Here is a 19,973-nt window from a genome sequence, read left to right as displayed (position 1 = left end):
CCAGCGTGTGAAGATGATCTTGTGTTGAAGACCCGCAAGGACGTCGAGTTACTCGTGCTGCGTCAGGAGAACCAGGTGCTGCGCCGCCAGGTCGGGCAGAAGCCGCGGTGGGATCATACCGACCGGCTCTGGCTAACGGCGCTGTCGCGACTGGTGAACCGCGGCCGGTGGGCGGAGATTGGCCGGCCCACCACGGTCATACCGTGGCCCCACCACCATGCTTACGGTTCCGCCCGGGCAGGCAAAACCACAGGTCAGGGCTGGTAGTGCGCCTGGGGCTCGAACCCAGAACCTATGGATTACCAAGCGGTCGTTAGTAGGTCGACTGAGTTGATCAGGCCGTGATGTAGCTCAGGTGCGGGTCGGCGGGAAATCCGCCGCGGACCAGGCGTGGGAGTTTCTGCAGCCGGCGGAGCGCTCAGATGGCCTTGGATTTGAGGTCGTCTTTGCTGGTGACGCCGGTCTTGCCGATCCGGTCGTGCTTCACGTTCTTCCACACCCATTCATCAGGGTTGAGCTGGGGTGAGTAGCCGGGAAGCGGTCCCAGGCGTCCTCGAATACCTTGACGGCTTGGGGGTACTTGCGGCCCAGGTCGGTGCCGGCAGCGTCAGCTAGGTCACGGCGATGATGGTCGCGCTGGAGCCTTCGTCTGGTTCATGTCGCCGATCGTCTGCCACAGCCGCCGCGCCCGCCCGCGGTGCTGGCGCGCCAGGTCGTAGACGCCGGCGGCGGCGTCCAGGTCGCCGATCAGTTGCCAGCACGCGGCCTCGTCCTGACGGTCGCCGTGCCGGTGGAACAGGTCCGCCGCGCGCTCCAACGCCGGGCTCGCCCGGTCCCGGTCGTGCTGACCGGCGTACACGCGGCCGACTTCCAGCAGCGTGTACGCGGCGCACCGCTCGTCGGCCAGTTTCTCGAAGGTGGCCAACGCCTGCCACAGGCAGCGCAGCGCCTCGTCCGGATCACCGCGCCGATCGTGCAGCCGGCTGAACCGCCGCAGCACGACCGCCACCCGATGCCCGTCGTCGAGCGCCCTGGCCAGGCGCAAGGCCTCGCCGAACCAGGACTCCGCCTCGTCGAGTTCGCCCTGCATGAGCCGCATCACGGCCATCGAACAGGACAGCTGCGCTTCGAGGTGCCGGTCGCCCTCACCGACCGCGATGGCCAGCGCCTGCTCGACACGCTCGACGGCTTCGTCGTCACGGCCCTGCACCCGGCTGACCGTGCCCAGCATCGCCACCGACAACGCCTCGCCGCGCTTGTCCTCCCCGTCCTGGCACAGCCCGACGGAGGACTCCAGGGCACGGGTCGCCCCGTCGAACTCGTCTCGGTAGATGTGCAGCTGGCCAAGACCGCGCAGCAGCACCGATGCGCCGCGCACGTTGCCAGCGGCCTCGGCCGCGTCCAACGCGAGCCGGTGCCCGTGCTCCCAGTCCTGATACAGGCACCGGTGGTCGTAGTAGGTCACCGGGCTGGCCGCCAGCTCCCAGGCCAACTCGTCCAGTCCCCAGTCCACGGCCAGTTTCACCGCGCCGAGCAGGGTGTCGCGTTCCGCGTCGAACCAGCCGACGGGGTCGGCCATCAGCCGGTCCACGACCGCGTTGGGCAGCGACAGGCGCGGCGCCGAACCGGGCTCGCCGACCAGCAGCCCGGCCGGCAGCCGATCGGTGCCGCGCCCGGCCAGATCGAGCCAGGCTGACAGCACCCGGACAATCGCGTCCCGCTTGTCCGTCGCCGGCAGCTGGGCGGCGATCTCCACTGCACAGGTCCTGATCAGGTCGTGCAGCCGGTAGCGCGGCTGGCCGATGGCGTCGGTGGCGGTGAGCCGCACCAGGCTGGCGTCGACGAGGGTGTCCAGCACCTCCTCGGCGTCCGAGCGGTCCAGCAGTGGGCCGACCACCCAGCCGGGCAGGGTGTAGGCGCCGAGCAGACCCAGCAGGCTCAGCGCGCGCACCGCGTCGGCCGGCAGCAGCCGCAAGCTCAGTTCGACGCTGGTTCGCACGCTGAGATCCCCGATCCTCAGCTCGGCCAGCCGCCGGGACTCATCCTCGATCCGTTCCCGCAGCACCCGCAGCGACCAGGCCGGGCGGCCGGTGAGTTTGGCGCTGGCGATCCGGATCGCCAGCGGCAGGTTGCCGCAGCAGTCGAGGATCGCGTCGGCCTCCGCCGGTTCCCGCTCGACCCGCCGCCGCCCGACGATGCCGGTGAACAACTCCCGCGCCTCTGCCGGGCTCAGCACGTCCAGGTCGATGTGCCGGGCGCCGGGAAGTTGCGTCAGCAGAGTGCGACTGGTGATCAACACGGCACAGCCGTCGGCCCCGGGCAGCAACGGCAGCACTTGATCGGCGTGACCGGCATCGTCCAGCACCACGAGCATCCGGCGGTCCACCAGCAACGAACGGTAGAGCGCCGCCCGTTCAGACAGGCCGTTCGGGATCGCGCTGCCGGCGATCGAAAGTGCACGCAGCGCCTCGGCCAGCATCAGCGCCGGGTCTCGAGGCTCGTCCGATGTCGCGGCGAGGTTGAGGTAGAGCTGGCCGTCGGGGAAGGTGGCGCTCGCCAGCCGCGCGGCGTGCGTCACCAGACAGGACTTGCCGACACCGGGACCGCCCACGATGACGGCCACCGGGGCCCGGTTCGGCGCCGACCCGTCGAGCAATCGGGCGACCTCGGCCAGCGCGTCGGCTCGACCCACGAAGTCGGGTACATCGAGCGGCAGTTGGCGCACCGGCATCGCCATAACCGGTTCGGTGGCCGCCGTGCCAGGACTTTCCGGTCGCGTGTCCGAGGGACCGCTCACCGGGACAGGGACCGCCAGGGCGGGATCGGCGGCCAGGATGCGCAGATGCAACGCCTGGATCGGCGGGGTGGGGTCGACGCCGAGTTCGCCTGCCAGCGTCCGGCGCAGCCGCTCGTACACCTGCAGCGCCTCGCCTTGTCGCCGGCACCGGTAGAGGGCGACCATCAAGTGTTCTGCGACTTGCTCGTCGTAGGGGTGCTCGCGTAGCAGGGCGGTCAGCTCCTCGATGACCTCACGATGACGCCCCAGGTCGAGTTCGATGCTCAGGCACAGTTTGTGCGTGGCCGCGCGCTTCTCGTTCAGCCGTGCCGCATCGAGCTCCAGGACCCGGCTGGAGATGTCGACCAGGGCGTTACCGCGCCAGCAGGTCAGCGCGCGCCGCAGCGCGACAGCTGTCTCGAACGGGGCCTTGTGTCGTTCGGCGAGGTGCCGCTCGTGGTCGAACTCCAGTAGGTCGAGCTGATCCGGGGTCAGGTGGATCTGGTAGCCGCCGCGCCGCGTGCTGATCAAGGAGCCGAGTGCTCCGCACGCGGCGAGGTTGCGGCGCAGCCCGGAGAGAGCGTCCTGGACCTGACGGACCGCGGTGGCGGGTGCTTTCCCGTCCCACATCACGGCGACGAGCCGTTCCATGGCGACGAGGTTGTTGGCATCGACCAGAAGCGCGGCCAGCATCTTGGCCTGCCGCGGTCCGTCGAGCCGGACCTCGCGCCCGGTGATCTGGGCGTGTAACGGCCCCAGCACGCCGAATCTCATGTTCCCCCCGGCACTTGACGATCAGCGCCGATCCCCCGGCCGACCTCGCACTAGGACGAATCTAGGACGGCCGACGGACCCGCGTCCATAGCGTCACCGTAGCGGGGCTCACCGAAGACCAATGGGCAGGCAATGCGTGCGGAGCGTGCCTTCGGATTCCGTGCTTGAGGCGACCAGGGGAGGTGGCCAGACCCAAGTGATGAGCATGCCAAGCGAACGGGAGTGACCGCTGCGTTTCTGCGTGGATCCAGGTGTCTCGGTACCGCCGACCTCAAGCCGGGCCCGCGTACGCACGGTTACCGGTCACGACGGTGCTCAATCAGGCTTTAAGTGGTGAATACCCCAGGCCCGACCCGGGAAAGTAACCGATCCGCACGAAGAACCTGGCGCAAACGTCGAACAGTTCCTCGGCGGCAGGCAGGCTGCCGACGCCAGTGCCCGCCAAAGCCCGCTCGGTTTCGGTGACGTCCACTATGCGACGTTGAACCTCGCCTGCGCTTGTGAGCTCGTTGAAAACATCCAGGAGCGGGAAGGCCGCATTGTCCCGGTCCGACTCGACGAGTGCGTTCCAGGCTTGCCTCGGCAGCTCGTCGAGGCGATACCCGAGCAAGCGCAGCCGCTCCACCATGGCGCGCAGGCTCAGCGGGTTCGGGTTGTTCAGATGGTAGGTGGTACCGCAGGACCGTGGCCTGCGGGAGAGCGCCACAATCGCCGCGCTGATGTAGTCCACCGGCGTCACGGGGAACAGCGCCGCCGCGTCCTCCGGCACGGCGCCCGCTTGCAGACAGCCCTTCAAGCTCCGCCAGACGAAGTTGCTGGTCTGGCACGCACCGGTGGTCCGATCGCCGGACACCAAGTCGGGGCGATAGACGCTCACCGGCAAGCCACGCTCGGCGGCCAGCCGGACGATCTCCTCCGCGACCCACTTGCTCTGCTGATACCCGGTCTTCAGGGCGGCGGCCGGGCCGGTCACGGAACTCGTGCGAAGTGGCGAGCCGTCGGACACCCTGTGCGCAAAGACGCCCATGGTCGACACGTAGTGCACCGGCACACTGCGGTGCCTCGCGGCCAGGCGTAGCACCTCTTCGGTGCCGATGACGTTGATCTGCTTCAGCAGGTGATAGGGCTGCAGATGGTTGACGACGGAGCCCGCGTGGTAGACGGCGTCGACGGTGCGTGCCAGGACGTCGTAGTCCTCAGTGGACAGTCCGAGTCCCGGCAGGCCGAGATCACCGCGGACAACCGAAACGCGACCGAAGTCCACGGCGTCCGCGAGCTCGTACCACTGGAGGTTGGCCCGGAGCCGGTCCATGGCGGCGGACTCCGATTCCGCACGCACCAAGCAGTGCACGGTCGCCGCGGTCTCCCGCATGAGGTCGCGCAACAAGAACGCGCCGAGAAAGCCCGTAGAGCCGGTGAGAAGGACGTGTTCGGGGTCGGCGGCGCTCCGCACGATCTCCGCCGCCGGCCGCACGTCGTAGGCCAGCCGTACTTCGGCCTCGAAGTCGACCGCGGCGTCCGTCCTCTCACCCTCCAGCTGCCTGGCCAGGAAACCGGCGAGCGCGGTGGGGGTGTCGTTGCCGAAGATGGCGGCAAGGGGAAGTCGAAGCCCGGTCGCCGCGGCCAGCCGGTCACGCAGCTCGGCGGACAACAGTGAGTCGAGGCCGAATTCGGAAAGCGAACTGGCCGCCTGGAGCTCCTCGATGCCGGCGTGCCCGAACACCTTCGCCGCGGTGGCCCGGACCAGCTCGACCAGCGCCCGATGCCGCTCCTCGGCGGGCAGTCCACGCAGCCGTTCGGCGCCGGCCTCACTGTCCTCAGTGGACTGCGCTGCCCGCCTGGCCGACGCGCGAGCACGCGGACCCGATGCGTCCGGCTCACGGCGCCGAGGCGGAGCCTGCCCCGGGACCACCGCTTCCGCGACGGCCACCGGCAAGCCGGCGCCGTCGGACAGCAGCAGGGACACCGCACCGGGTCCGGCTGGGAACGCTCGGGCCTTCAGCATCGTCGCCCCGGTCGCGAGCAGGGAGAAGCCTCGCCAGGAAACGGCGTACTCCGTGTCGGTCACGGCGCGCAGTGCGGCGTCCAGCAACGCCGGATGGAGACCGAACCGGCCGGCCTCGGCCACCATGGCCTCGGGCAGCGATACTTCGGCGAGCCGCTCGCCCTGCGCTGAGGTCGGCTCGCCCGGCTTTCCAGTGGCGAGCATCCCGGTGGCGTGCGTGGTCCAGCAGGTGTCGTCACCCGCGGGAGACGAGTGGATGGTGACGACTCGCCTGCCCCGCGCATCCGGCTCCGCGACGGCCACCTGGAGGTGCCGCCCCTCGTCCTCCGGCAGCACCAGCGGTTCGGAGATCGTCAGCTCCTCGAGGAGGTCACAGCCCACTTCGTCACCGGCACGCACAGCCAGCTCGATGAACACCGCGGAGCCGTACGACGCCTGGGCGGACAAGCGGCCGGTGATCACCACGCGGTCCCCACCCGCGAGCCTGATCGGTGCGTCCAGCAGCGGGTGATCCGACGCGCGATCGGCCACCGATCGCGCCGCGTCCAACCAGTAACGCCGGCGTTGGAAGGCGTACGTCGGCAAGTCCGCCCGCCGCGGACCCGTTCCGGCGAAGACCTCGGGCCAGTCGACAGGGATTCCCCGGACGTGCAGCCGAGCCAGCGAGGCAAGGAAACGAGCCGAGCCGCCGTCGGCCCGGTGCAGCGTGCCGGTCACCACGGTCGGCACCGGCAGGTCCTCCAGCTCCTCTTCCATCGCGGTCGTCAGCACCGGAGCGGGACTGACCTCGACGAACGCGCTGTGGCCCTCTTCGGCGAGGGCACGGCAGGCGGAGGAGAACAGCACCGGCTGGCGGAGGTTGCGGTACCAGTACTCGGCGTCGAGCGCGGCGGTGTCGAGCCATTTCTCATCCACAGTGGAGAAGAACGGGATCTCCGCGGACATCGGCCGAATGCCGTCGAGCGCGGTCAGCAGGTCACCCGCGATGCGTTCGACCTGCGGCGAGTGCGACGCGTAGTCCACCGCGATCAGACGCGCCCTGAGCCCGGCGGCCTCGGCCCGGCGCACCACCTCCTCCACCGCGTCCGGCTCGCCGGAGACCGCGGTCGCGGACGGGCCGTTGAAGGCGGCGATGCGCACTTGTCCGACACGATCACCGACCAGCTCCGCGACCCGCTCCGCCGACGCCCGCACCGAAGCCATCCCGCCGGTGCCGGCCAGCGCGCGGATCGCCCGGCTCCGCAGCGCGACCACCCGCGCCGCGTCGTCCAGGGACAGTGCCCCGGCGACGCAGGCCGCCGCGATCTCGCCCTGAGAATGCCCGACGACCGCCGACGGCACGACACCGTACGCGCGCCACAGCTGGGCCAAGGCGACCATCACCGCCCAGCACACCGGCTGGACGACGTCCACCCGCCGCAACGCCTCTTCGTCGTGCAGCACCACGAACAGGTCCCAGTCCACGAACGGCGCCAAGGCCGTCGCGCACTCTTGCATCCGCTCCGCGAAAACCGGTGCGGTCTCGAGCAGTTCGGCCGCCATGCCCACCCACTGCGCGCCCTGGCCGGGAAAGACGAACACGACCTTGCCCTCGACGTCGGCGGTGCCGGTGACCACCGTTTCCGCCGGCTCGCCTGCCGCCAGTCCGGCAAGACCAGCGCGCAGGCCATCGCGGTCCGTGCCGACGACGACCGCCCGGTCCGCCCACGCGGCGCGCGTGGTCACCAGTGAATACCCGACGTCCAGCGGGCTCAGCTCGGCCTCGGCGTCCACAAAGGACAGCAGGCTTGCCGCCTGCGCGCGCAACGCGGCCTTCCCGCGCGCCGAAAGCGGCCACGGCACCACCGGGACCGTGCGTTCGGCCGACCGCTCGGTTTCGTCCTCGGGCGGTGCCTGCTCGACGATGACGTGAGCGTTGGTGCCGCTGACCCCGAAGGACGACACCGCGGCGCGGCGCGGCCGGCCCGTTTCCGGCCACGGCTGCGGCTCGGTCAGCAGCTCCACCTCGCCGGCGGACCAGTCGATCTGCCGCGATGGCTCGGTCACATGCAACGTCCGTGGCAGCACACCGTGCCGCATCGCCTGCACCATCTTGATCACGCCCCCGACGCCTGCCGCGGCCTGGGCGTGGCCTATGTTCGATTTCAGCGACCCGAGCCACAGCGGCCTGCCGCCGGTCCGCTCCTGGCCGTAGGTGGCCTGCAGGGCCTGTGCCTCGATCGGATCGCCCAGCGCGGTTCCGGTGCCGTGTGCCTCGACCGCGTCCACCTCGGCCGCGGTCAGTCCGGCGTTCGCCAGCGCGTAGCGGATCAGCCGGGCCTGGGAAGGGCCGTTCGGCGCGGTCAGCCCGTTCGACGCCCCGTCCTGGTTCACCGCCGAACCGCGGACCACGGCCAGCACCGGATGTCCGTGACGGCGGGCGTCGGAGAGCCGTTCCAGCAGGAGCAGGCCGGCGCCCTCGCCCCAGTTGGTGCCGTTCGCACCCTCGGCGAAGGACTTGCACCGGCCGTCGGGCGCCAAACCCCGTTGCCTGCTGAATTCGACGAAGACGCCCGGAGTCGCCATCAGCGCGACACCGCCGGCGAGCGCCAGCGAACACTCCCCCTGCCGCAGCGACTGCACAGCCAGATGCAGTGCCACCAACGAGGACGAACACGCCGTGTCCACCGACACCGCGGGACCCTCGAACCCGAACGTGTACGAGATCCGACCTGACGCCACGCTGCCCGCACTGCCGATACCGACGTAGCCCTCGACATCCTCCGGGATGGCCGGAGACAGCCGGGAGCCGTAGTCGTCGTACATCACCCCGGCGAACACGCCGGTGCGGCTGCCCCGCAGGGACAGCGCGTCGATGCCGGCGCGTTCCACCGCCTCCCATGCGGTTTCCAGCAGCAGCCGCTGCTGCGGGTCGATCGCCGCCGCCTCGCGCGGCGCGATTCCGAAGAAGACCGGGTCGAACTCGGCGACGTCGGAGAGGAAACCGGCCTCACGGACATAGCAGGTGCCCGGCCGCTCGGGATCCGGATCGTAGAGCCGGTCAAGATCCCAGCCACGGTCGGTGGGGAATCCGCCGACCGCGTCCGTGCCGGTGGCCACCAGCTGCCACAGGTCCTCCGGTGACCGCACGCCACCGGGAAACCGGCACCCCATCCCGATGATGGCGATCGGCTCGGTCGAATGTGCGACGAGATCGCGCAACCGCACGTTGTCCTGGACCGATTTTCTCAAGGCCTGGACAAGCTGCTCGTTGGACGCGGCCATCGGCTTTGGTCTCCTCTTCCAGTCGGCGTTGGGGATCAGGCTTCGATATCACCGAGGACGTACCGGACCAGGTCCTCGGCGTCCATTTCGGCGACCAAGTCCGGCCGTTCCTCTTCGCCCGCCTCGCCGCCGTCGTCCGGGAGGAGCAGGTCGAGGAGGAAGCCGGCGAGCGCGGCCGGGCTGGGGTGGTCGAAGATCAACGTCGCGGGCAGCCGTAGATCCGTCGCCGCCGACAACCGGTTCCGCAGATCGACCCCGGTGAGCGAGTCGAACCCGGCGGCGGCGAAGGTGCCGCCCGCCGGCACCGGCGCCGGGCCCGCGAGGCCCAGCACGCCGGCGGCCTCGGTGCGCACCAGCGTGAGCAGGAACTCCCGGCGGTCCGTCGCGGCCAGTCCACGCAGGTGGCGGGCAAGCGTTTCCCCGGAAGCGGCGTCCTGGGCCTTGCGCCGGGCCGGGACACGGACCAGCCCGCGCAGCAGCGGATGGATCGAATCACCTTGCGCTCGCAGAGCCGCGGTATCGAGCGGGACCGGGACCAGAGCGGAGTCGCCGAACCCGAGCGCCACGTCGAACAGCTCCAGCCCCTCGGCCGAGGTCAGCCGCCGGAACCCGCTGCGGGCCATCCGGGCCAGATCGAGCTCACCGAGGTGACCGGTCATCCCGCTGTCCTGCGCCCACAGCCCCCAGGCCAGCGACGTGGCGGGCAGTCCCTCGGCCCGCCGCTGCCAGGCGAGGCCGTCGAGGAACGCGTTGGCCGCCGCGTAGTTCGCCTGGCCGGGACCGCCAAAGGTGCCAGAGACCGAGGAGAACAGCACGAACGCCGACAGGCCGCTGGTCAGCTCGTGCAGGTTCACCGCGGCGTCGACCTTGGGCCGCAGCACGGCGTCGACGCGGTCCGGCGTCAGCGCGGAGATCACTCCGTCGTCCAGGGTCCCGGCCAGGTGCACCACGGCGGCAGGCGGATGTTCGGCCAGCAGCTTCGCGACCGCGTTCCGGTCCGAGACGTCGCAGGCCACGGCGGTCACGGACGCGCCAAGCTCGGTCAGCTCGGCGACGAGCTCGCCGGCGCCCTCTGCCGCCGCGCCGCGCCGACTGGTCAGCAGCAGCCGACGAACGCCCCGCGCGGCGACGAGATGCCGGGCGATCAAACCACCAAGGGTGCCGGTCCCACCGGTGATCAGCACCGTTCCGCCCGGATCCCAAGGCTGGTTCTCCGGGCCCGTCTTCTCCGTGCCCGCGGCGGCCGGCCGGATCAGCCGCGGCACCAGCACCGAGCCCCCGCGGATCGCCAGCTGCGGCTCACCGGTGGCGACCGCGGCCGACAGCAGCTCCGGCGGGACGGCCTCGTGCTGGTCGGTGTCGACGTCGACCAGCACGAACCGGTCCGGGTTCTCCGACTGTGCCGACCGCACCAGCCCCCAGACGGCCGCGCCGGCCGGATCGAGCCCGGCCGCGATGTCCGTCCCCACCGCGTCGCGCGTCACGACGACCAGCCGGGAGGATGCGAAACGCTCATCGGCGAGCCATTCCTGGACAAGCGCCAGCGCCCACTGGGTCGCCGAACGCGCCCGCACCGCGAGGTCGCCGGAGCCCTGCTCAGCGGACACCGCGACGACGGCAGGCGGCGAATCGCCAAGCGAGGTCAGATCCGCGTGCGGCGTCAGAGGTTCTCCGGCGTCCACTGGCGGAACGGCCGTCTTGGCCCAGTCCACGCGGAACAGCGACCGGTGCGCGGCCCCGCCCGCGGCCGTCAGCTGCTCGGGCGAAACCGGGCGGACCGCAAGGGATTCGACCGATGCCACCGGCCTGCCGGTACCGTCGGCGATCGCCAGCGAGATCGCGTCGTCTCCCGCCGAAGTCAGCCGGACCCTCAGCTCGGACGCGCCGGCGGCGTGAAGGGACACTCCGGTCCAGGAGAACGGCAGCCTGCCGGAGTCGTCGGCATTGACGAGGCGGCCCGCGACAGTCGCGTGCAGTACGGCATCCAGCAACGCCGGATGGATGCCGAACCGGGCGGCCTCGTTCCGGCCCTCCTGGCCGAGACCGACCTCAGCGAAGACTTCGCCGCCCCGGCGCCAGACCGCCGTCAAGCCCTGGAATACCGGGCCGTAGGCGAAGCCGATCGCGGCGAAGTCGTCGTAAAGCTCGCTGACGGAGATCTCCTCGGCACCGGCGGGCGGCCACGTGTCGGACGCCGGCGCGCCCGCACCGCCACCCGAGCCGAGCATGCCGCTCGCGTGCCGGGTCCACTCCTCGGTCGCGTCCCCTTCCGGACGGGAATACACGTTCACTGGACGCCGTCCCGCCTGGTCCGGACCACCGACCGAGACCTGCAGCTGCACGGCACCGTTCTCCGGCAGGACCAGCGGGGCCTCGATGGTCAGCTCTTCGACCAGGTCGGAGCCCACCTCCTCGGCCGCTCGCAGGGCCAGTTCGAGGAACGCGGTGCCGGGCAGGATCACCATGTCGAATACACCGTGATCCGCGAGCCATGCGTGGGTCGCCAACGACAGCCTGCCCGTGAAGAGGACGCCGTCGCCCCCGGCCAGAGTGATCGCCGCGCCGAGCAGCGGATGTTCCGGGCTGGTCTGTCCGACCGCGGACGCGGTGCCGGTCGCCGGGCTCGCGTCGAGCCAGTATCGATCGCGCTGGAACGCGTAGGTCGGAAGCTGGACCCGGCGCGCGCCGGCCCCGGCGAACAGCAGGCTCCAGTCGACCGGAGCCCCCCGCACGTACGCTTCCGCGAACGAGGTGAGCAGACGCTGCCAGCCACCCTCGTCCCGGCGCAGCGAACCGACGGCCGTCCCGCCGCGCAGCGCATCGAGGCCGTCTGTGTCGAGGCTGTCCTGGATCGCGGTGGTGAGTACCGGATGCGCGCTGGTCTCGACGAACAGGTCATGCCCGTCCTCGATCAGCCGCCGGGTGGCCTGCTCGAACTGGACGGTGCCGCGCAGGTTGTCGTACCAATATCCAGCGCCGAGTTCCGCGGTGTCGATGCGCTGCCCGGTCAGCGTGGAATAGAAGGCGATTCCGGACGATCGTGGGCTGACACCGGCCAGTGCCTCCAGAACCTCGTCGCGGATCGCTTCGACGTGCGAGGTGTGCGAGGCGTAGTCCACCGGAATCCGCCGCGCCCGGATTTCCGAGGCCTCGCAGGTGGCCAGCAGGTCGTCAAGTGCGTCCGGATCTCCGGCCACCACGGTGGAGGCCGGCCCGTTGATCGCGGCGACCTGGATCCGCCCGTCCCAGGGCGCCACCAGGTTCTCGGCCTGCTCGGCGGGCAGGCTCAACGACATCATGCCGCCGCTGCCCCCCAGCGCGGTGATCGCCTGGCTGCGCAGGGCCACCACCCGCGCCCCGTCCTCCAGCGTGAGCGCTCCCGCGACACAGGCCGCCGCGATCTCACCCTGCGAATGCCCCACCACCGCGGCGGGAACGACACCGAACGAACGCCATACCTCGGCGAGTGAGACCATCACTGCCCACAGCACCGGCTGCACGACATCCACTCGCGCCAAAGCGTTTTCGTCACCGATGACCTCGTGCAGCCGCCAGTCCACGAACGGCGCCAGCGCAGCCGCGCACTCGGCCATCCGCTCCGCGAACACCGGCGAAGATTCCAGGAGCTCCGAGGCCATCCCGAACCACTGCGGACCCTGACCGGGGAAGACGAAAACGGTCTTCGGGTCGCTGCTCGCCGTGCCTCGCATGAGATCGTCGCGCCGCTCTCCGGCCGCCAGCGCCTTCAATGCCTGCCGCGCCTGGTCCGTACCGGTGGCGATGACGACCGCGCGGTCGGCGAACGCGGACCTCGTCACGATCGACGAGTAGGCGAGATCGACAAGATCGGTGTCCACATGAGACACCAGGCGTTCCGCCTGAGCACAGAGGGCGGCTTCGCCCCGGCCGCTCACCACGATCGGTATCGCGGAGAGTGCCTTCCGCCCCTGGCCGGACTCGGCGATCGGCTCCGGCTGTTCGATGATGACGTGTGCGTTGGTTCCGCTCATGCCGAACGACGACACCGCCGCCCGTCGCGGCCGCCCTGCTTCGGGCCACTCCCGCTGCTCGGTCAGCAGCTCGACCGCGCCCGATGACCAATCCACGTGCGGCGACGGCTCGTCGACATGCAACGTCTTCGGCAGTACGCCGTGCCGCATCGCCATCACCATTTTGATGATCCCGCCGACGCCGGCCGCGGCCTGCGTATGACCGATATTCGACTTCAGCGAACCCAGCCACAACGGATTATCCGGATCCCGGCGGCCGTACGTCGCCAAGAGCGCTCCCGCTTCGATCGGGTCTCCCAGCTTGGTGCCGGTCCCATGCGCCTCCACAACGTCCACATCGGACACATCGAGACCGGAGACAGCGAGCGCCTGCCGGATCACCCGCTCCTGGGAAACACCACTCGGCGCGGTGAGACCGTTCGAGGCGCCGTCCTGATTCACCGCCGAACCCCGCACCACAGCCAGCACCGGATGCCCGTGACGGCGGGCATCGGACAGCCGCTCCAGCAGGAGCACACCCGCGCCCTCGCCCCACCCGGTGCCATCCGCCCCCGCGGCGAAGGCCTTGCATCGGCCATCCGGCGACAACGCCCGCTGCCTGCTGAATTCGATGAAGGGAAGCGGGGCGGACATCACGGTCGCGCCGCCGGCGATCGCCAGCGAGCACTCCCCTTGGCGCAGCGACTGCGCGGCCAGGTGCAACGCCACCAGCGACGACGAACACGCCGTGTCGACCGTCACCGCGGGGCCCTCGAAACCGAGCGTGTACGCGATTCGGCCCGAAGCCACGCTGGCCGCACTGCCGATGGCGACGTAGCCCTCTGCCGCCTCGGGCAGGTTGCCGTAGAGCCGGGCGCCGTAGTCGTGGTGGACGACGCCGACGAACACGCCTGTTCTACTGCCGCGCAGCGTCACCGGATCGATACCCGCGTGCTCGAGCACTTCCCACGACGACTCCAGCAACAGGCGCTGCTGCGGATCCATCGCAGCCGCCTCACGCGGGGTGACTCCGAAGAATCCCGCGTCGAAATCGGCCGCGTCGTGCAAGAACCCGCCACGCCGCACATACGACGTCCCCGCACGATCCGGATCGGGATCGTAGAGCCGCTCCACGTCCCAGCCGCGATTCTCGGGAAGCTCCGAGACCGCATCCACCTCGTCGACGACGAGCCGCCACAAACCCTCCGGTGAGGAAACCCCACCAGGAAACCGGCAACTCATCCCCACGATCGCGATCGCGTCGTCCTCCACCGAACTCCGCGGTGTCACCAGGGTGGGTTCCGCCGAGCGCCCGCCGGACAACTCCACCCCCAGATGCTCAGCCAGAGCCAAGGGAGTCGGATGGTCGAACAGCACGGTCACCGGCAGGACCACTCCGGTCGCCGCCACCAGGCGGTTGCGCAGCTGGACCGCGGTCACCGAGTCGAAGCCGGATTCGTTGAACGCCTGCCCGGGCTCGATGTCGCCGTGCCCGTCATGTCCGAGGACGATCGCCGCGTGGACGCGCACGAGTTCGATCAAGGCCCTGCCGCGCTCGGCCTCCGGCAGTTCGGCGAACCGCACCGGTGCTCCGTCTTCCGCCGCGTCCGGCGACGCGGCAGGCCCGGCCGCGGTGGCCGCCCCGGAGCGTTCCAGCCAGTAGCGACGGCGTTGGAAGGCGTAGGTCGGAAGCTCCACCTTCCGGGCACCGCGGTCCGCGAACGGCCGGGCCCAGTCCACCGGCACGCCGTGCACGTGCAGCTCGGACAGCGCGGTCAGGAACGCGACGTTCTCGTCCCGGTCACGACGCAGTGCCGACGTGAGCACGAGAGCGTCCACATCGGACGGTTCGAGCAACGACTCCTGCGCCGTGGCGGTGAGCACGCCGTCCGGGCCCAGCTCGAGGAACGCGGTCACCCCGGCCGCGCGCAGGGCCCGCACACCGTCGCTGAACCGGACCGCGTCGCGCACGTGCCGCACCCAGTAGTCCGGCGTGCGCAGGTCGTCCCCGTCGACGACCGCCCCGGTCAGGTTCGACACCACGGGGATCACCGGTGGCCGGTACGACAGTTCCTCGGCCACCCGGCGGAACTCGTCCAGCATCGGCTCCATCAGGGGCGAGTGGAAGGCATGACTGACCCGAAGCCGCTTCGTCTTGCGGCCCTCCGCCCGGAACTGCCCGGCGATCGCGATCACCGCGTCCTCGTCACCGGAGAGCACGACGGACCTCGGCCCGTTGATGGACGCGATCCCGGCTCCAGCCCGCAGCCGCGGCCGGACCTCCTCCTCGGCCGCCTCGACGGCGATCATCGCCCCACCGGCAGGCAAGGCCTGCATCAACCGGCCACGAGCCGCGACCAGCGCCACCGCGTCGTCCAGCGACAACACACCGGCGAGATGCGCGGCGGTGAGCTCACCGATCGAATGCCCCATCAGGTAGGCCGGCCGGACGCCGAGGTACTCGGCCAGCCGGAACAGCGCGATCTCGATCGCGAACAGAGCCGCCTGGGTGAACACGGTCTGGTCCAGTGACTTCGCCTCCGCCGTGCCCGCGACGGCGAACACCACGTCGCGGACGTTCTTCTGCAGCCGATCGGCGAGCTTCGCGCACACCTCGTCGAAAGCGCGGGCGAACACGGGATACGTGTCGTACAGTTCACGGCCCATTCCAGGACGCTGGCTGCCCTGACCGCTGAACAGGAAGGCGACCGCGGGTGCTCCGGCCGCGGTTCCCTCGATCACTTTCGCCGCAGGCGCACCACCGGCCACTGCTTCGAGGGCGGTGTGGCGTTCTTGCCGGTTGGTGCCGAGAATTACGGCTCGATGGTCGAGCCGGGATCGGGTTGTGGCGAGGGAGTAGCCGATATCGAGTGCGTCGATGTCGGTTTGTGTGTCGGTGAAGGACAGGAGCCGTTCCGCCTGCGCCCGCAAGGCGGCACTGTTTCGCGCGGACAGCAGCCACGGCACCACAGGCAACCCGGACCGGTCTTGGACTGGCTCCTCGGCGGCCGGCGCCTGCTCGAGGATGACGTGCGCGTTGGTTCCGGAGACTCCGAACGACGACACCGCCGCGCGCCGCGGCCGGCCCAGCTCCGGCCATGGCCGCTGTTCGGTCAGGAGCTCGACCGCGCCCGACGACCAATCGACATGCGGAGACGGCTCGTCGACATGCAACGTCCGCGGCAAGATCCCGCGTCGCATCGCCTCGACCATTTTGATGATCCCGCCGACGCCGGCCGCGGCCTGCGTATGACCGATATTCGATTTCAACGAACCCAGCCACAACGGCGTGCCCGGATCGCGGCGCCCATATGTCGCCAAAAGAGCCCCTGCTTCAATCGGGTCTCCCAGTACCGTCCCCGTCCCATGCGCCTCCACGACATCCACGTCGGACACACCAAGACCGGAAACGGAAAGAGCCCGCCGAATCACCCGCTCCTGAGAAACACCGCTCGGCGCGGTGAGACCGTTCGACGCACCATCCTGATTCACCGCCGAACCCCGCACCACGGCCAGCACCGGATGCCCATGACGGCGGGCATCGGAAAGCCGCTCCAGCAAGAGCACGCCGACGCCCTCTCCCCAGCCGGTGCCATCCGCTCCCGCCGCAAAAGCCTTACACCGGCCATCGGGCGACAATCCCCGCTGCCGCGAAAACTCCACAAAGGTGGCAGGCGACGCCATCACGGCCACTCCGCCCGCCAACGCCAGCGAACACTCCCCCGACCGCAGCGACTGCGCGGCCAGATGCAACGCCACCAGCGACGACGAACAAGCCGTATCCACCGACACCGCCGGCCCCTCGAAACCGAACGTGTACGCGATCCGGCCAGAAGCCACACTTCCCGCGCTACCGAGCCCCAGATACGCCTCCATATCCTCCGGAACCAGGTCCAGCCGCGTCGCATAATCGTGATACATCACCCCGGCGAAAACACCCGTGTCGCTGCCCCGCAGCGACTCCGGGTCGATACCCGCCCGCTCCAACACCTCCCACGACGACTCCAGCAACAACCGCTGCTGCGGATCCATCGCCAACGCCTCACGCGGCGAAACCCCGAAGAAACCAGCATCGAAATCGGCCGCGTCATGCAAGAACCCGCCACGCCGCACATACGACGTCCCCGCACGATCCGGATCGGGATCGTAGAGCCGCTCCACGTTCCAGCCGCGATCATCGGGGAACTCCGACACCGCATCCACCTCGTCGGCAACAAGCCGCCACAAATCCTCCGGCGAGGAAACCCCACCTGGATACCGGCAGCTCATCCCCACAATCGCAACCGCATCACCCACTACCACCGGGCTCCGCGGTGTCGCAAGGGCGGCGCCCCCACCGAACGACTCCACCTTCAGATGCTCAGCCAGAGCCAATGGCGTCGGATGACCGACGGTCACGTGTTCGCCGGCGGCCAGGTCCACCAGGTGTCGCGCCAGCGCCCCCGGCGTCGGATGATCGAAGAGCACGGTCGTCGGCAGCGGCAACCCGGTGACCGCGGCCAGGTCCACCGCGAGACGCACCGCGCCGAGTGAACTCACGCCCAGCTCCCGGAACGTGCGGTCCACGGCCCCGGCGGCGTCGTCCGGGAACAGCCCGGCGAGCCGCTCGCGCACCAACGCCAACGCCACGCGGCCGCGTTCCGCCTCGCTCAGCGCCGCCAGCCGGGCCGGCCACCGATCGGCCGGTCCCCGCGTCTCGCCGGCGAGTAGTTCGACCAGGCCACCGCGCGCGATCTTGCCGGTGGGCGTGAGCGGCAGCTCGTCCACCAGGACCAGCTCCACCGGCAGCTTGTACTCCGCCGTGCCCTTCGCGGTGAGGTGGGCGTGGATCATGGGCAGGTCGACGGTCCCGCCGGGGCGTACGGCGGCGACGAGACACGGATACTGGCCAAGCCGGGCGTCCGGACGGCCCGCGACGGCCACCGCTGCCAGTTGCGGCAGATCGCTGAGCAGTCCCTCGATCTCCGACGCGTTGAACTTCAGCCCGCCGACATTGATCACCTCGGCGTCGCGCCCCGCGTAGCTGACGGTGCCGTCCGCGTTGCGGCTGGCCCGATCACCCGTACGTAGCCAGCCGTCCGCGGTGATCGCCGCCAGGGTGCCTTCGGGATCGCCGAGATAGCCCCGGAACAGATGCGGCCCCCGGTACTGCAGTTCCCCGACCTCGCCGTTCGGGCACGCTCGACCGGCCTCGTCCACGACGCGAGCCGCGCTCCCGGTGAACGGTCGGCCGATGCTGCGTACCGCGACCTCGGGCGGGTCGTCCGGCCGCGTCGCCGTGCCGGCGCCGAGTTCGGACATGCCCCACTGCACGATCGTGGTCGCCCCGGTCAGCTGCCGCACGTCGGCCACCAGCGAGCCGGGTACGGCCGCGCCACCAGTCCGTACCTCGCGTAGCTGCAACGGCCCGGCCGCCGCGTCACCTCGCAGCCGTTGCACCAGGTCGCGCAGCTGCGCCGGCACCGCGAACAACACGCTCGCGCCGGTATGGCCGACGAGATCGTGGCAGGCCGCCACGTCCCACCGGGGCAGCAGCGCCTGCCGGCCACCGGTGAGCAGCGACAGGTGCACCGACAGCAGCCCGAACAGGTGGGTGAACGGGCTGGCACTCACAATCGTGTCGTCGCCGCGTGCCCGGCCGTCCAGCGCCACCCGCGCCGCGTTCGACAGCAACGCACCATGGCTGTGCAGGCACAGCTTGGGGCGGCCCGACGTCGTGCCCGACGACGGCAACACCACGAACGGCAGGTCCGGGTTCGACTCGACGGCCACGGATGCCACATCACGGTGATCACGCACCAACGAACCGAACGACAGCCGGCCCGCCGATTCGCTGTCGACGTCACCGACGACCACGACGTGTTCGAGTGACTCCACATCAGACAGACGAGGCCGGTGCGCCGCCGGCAGGATCAGCAGCCGAGCCCCGGCCTGCCGCGCCAACGCGACCAGATCCCGCTCACCGTAGGCGATGTGCAGGGGAAGCATGACAGCGCCGAGCTCGGCGACCGCGACGTGAGCGACCAGGAACTCCCACGAGTTCGGCAGATGCACCCCGACGACGTCGCCGACACCGATGCCCAGCCCGCGCAGACCGGCCGCCAGCGCCCGCGACTCGGCCCGCCACTGGTTCCACGTCCACCGCTCGCCGCCGGCCGCCAGGACGGCCGGGGCGTCGCCGTGGGCCTTCACAGCCGCCGCGAACACCTCCGGCAGGCCGCGATGGTGTGCCGAGTCGCCTAGGTCAGGGGAGCCGACGAGGTAGTCGGCCGCCGAGATCGTCCCGCTCATTTCTGTGGTCCGACGGGCGTGGTGTTTCTGCGGGCGTGCAGCAGGTCGGCCAGTTTCCCGACCGGCTCGGGGACTTGACGGAGCGGCATGGGAACTCCCGGGATTCGTAGTGAACGGCCATTGCGCAACTACTCGTCAGGCCAACGACCATGCGTTAGGAGCATTTAGCCAGGTCGGAGCCATGCACGTCGGCTTGGTGGGTGCACGCCGAGCAGGCAAAATCCTGTGCACCAGATCGCTAAGATGTGGCCCAGTTCACAGAGGGATCGCTAAACGCACGGCCATTGGGAGCAATGCCATCCGCCAGGTCGAACCAATTACGCCTGCGGTCGGGCGAGCCATCAACCTAAAGTGCGTTTGATGTGTCTAATGTTCTGTCGCGGCACAGAACTGCGTTTACGGGGCCGCACCCGGCGCTGGCTGGACTACACACCACAGCGCGACCGGCTCCCCGAGGCCGACCACGCGAAACTCGCGCTTCGCGTGAGGTGACACCGAAGATCCGGCTAGTGCCGCCGGTGGGGCCGCACAGTGGGATCCATCCGTTCAGCATGCGCCCCATCACGGAGAGAGACGGGTAGCGCGCCAGCGACGCTCTCTATTCAACGGCATGCAGACTGCTCTCCATGACCGACGACGCCTTTGCTCGTCGGGCACCCGAGTCGAATTCGGCCCACCTGGGGTGTATGGCAGACATTAAAAGTCTACCTAGATGCAGTGTCAACCTCGATGACTCACGGCTCGGCCGGGTTGGGCAAGCGATTCGGTCGGCCGGTGGTTCATGCCTGTTCGTCTGGTTCGGGGTTTACGGGTTCGTGGCGGGCCGCCCGGAGTGCTCGGGTGGGCGGCGGTTCCACGGGCCGTGGGGTGCTCC

The 19,973-nt window shown here is 70.0% G+C and carries 4 protein-coding genes; 1 reads left to right on the top strand and 3 read right to left on the bottom strand.

The window, feature by feature from the left end:
• The first annotated feature begins 24 nt into the window (after positions 1 to 24).
• Positions 25 to 267, top strand: coding sequence for a hypothetical protein (locus tag NE236_RS18665; protein ID WP_252843296.1), 243 nt, complete (start codon positions 25 to 27; stop codon positions 265 to 267).
• A gap of 349 nt (positions 268 to 616) precedes the next feature.
• On the opposite strand, the gene NE236_RS18660 is transcribed toward NE236_RS18665, so the two are convergent.
• The 3 genes from NE236_RS18660 to NE236_RS18645 all read right to left on the bottom strand — a co-directional run bounded on the left by NE236_RS18660 (position 617) and on the right by NE236_RS18645 (position 19,099).
• Positions 617 to 3,538 (bottom strand): AfsR/SARP family transcriptional regulator, encoded by a 2,922-nt coding sequence (locus tag NE236_RS18660; protein ID WP_252843295.1) that lies wholly within the window; start codon positions 3,536 to 3,538, stop codon positions 617 to 619.
• Positions 3,539 to 3,869: 331 nt separating this feature from the next.
• Positions 3,870 to 8,819 carry a type I polyketide synthase gene (locus tag NE236_RS18655; RefSeq protein ID WP_252843294.1) on the bottom strand — a complete coding sequence of 1,650 codons (4,950 nt, stop codon included), beginning with the start codon at positions 8,817 to 8,819 and terminating at the stop codon, positions 3,870 to 3,872.
• 35 nt (positions 8,820 to 8,854) lie between these two features.
• Entirely contained in the window at positions 8,855 to 19,099 is a 10,245-nt protein-coding gene (locus tag NE236_RS18645) for a type I polyketide synthase (RefSeq protein ID WP_289850579.1), read from the bottom strand.
• Between the last annotated feature and the right edge of the window lie 874 nt (positions 19,100 to 19,973).

Origin of the sequence: Actinoallomurus purpureus (assembly GCF_024055795.1) — a bacterium.
Lineage (GTDB): Bacteria > Actinomycetota > Actinomycetes > Streptosporangiales > Streptosporangiaceae > Actinoallomurus > Actinoallomurus purpureus.
This window is presented reverse-complemented; position numbering and strand designations above follow the sequence as displayed.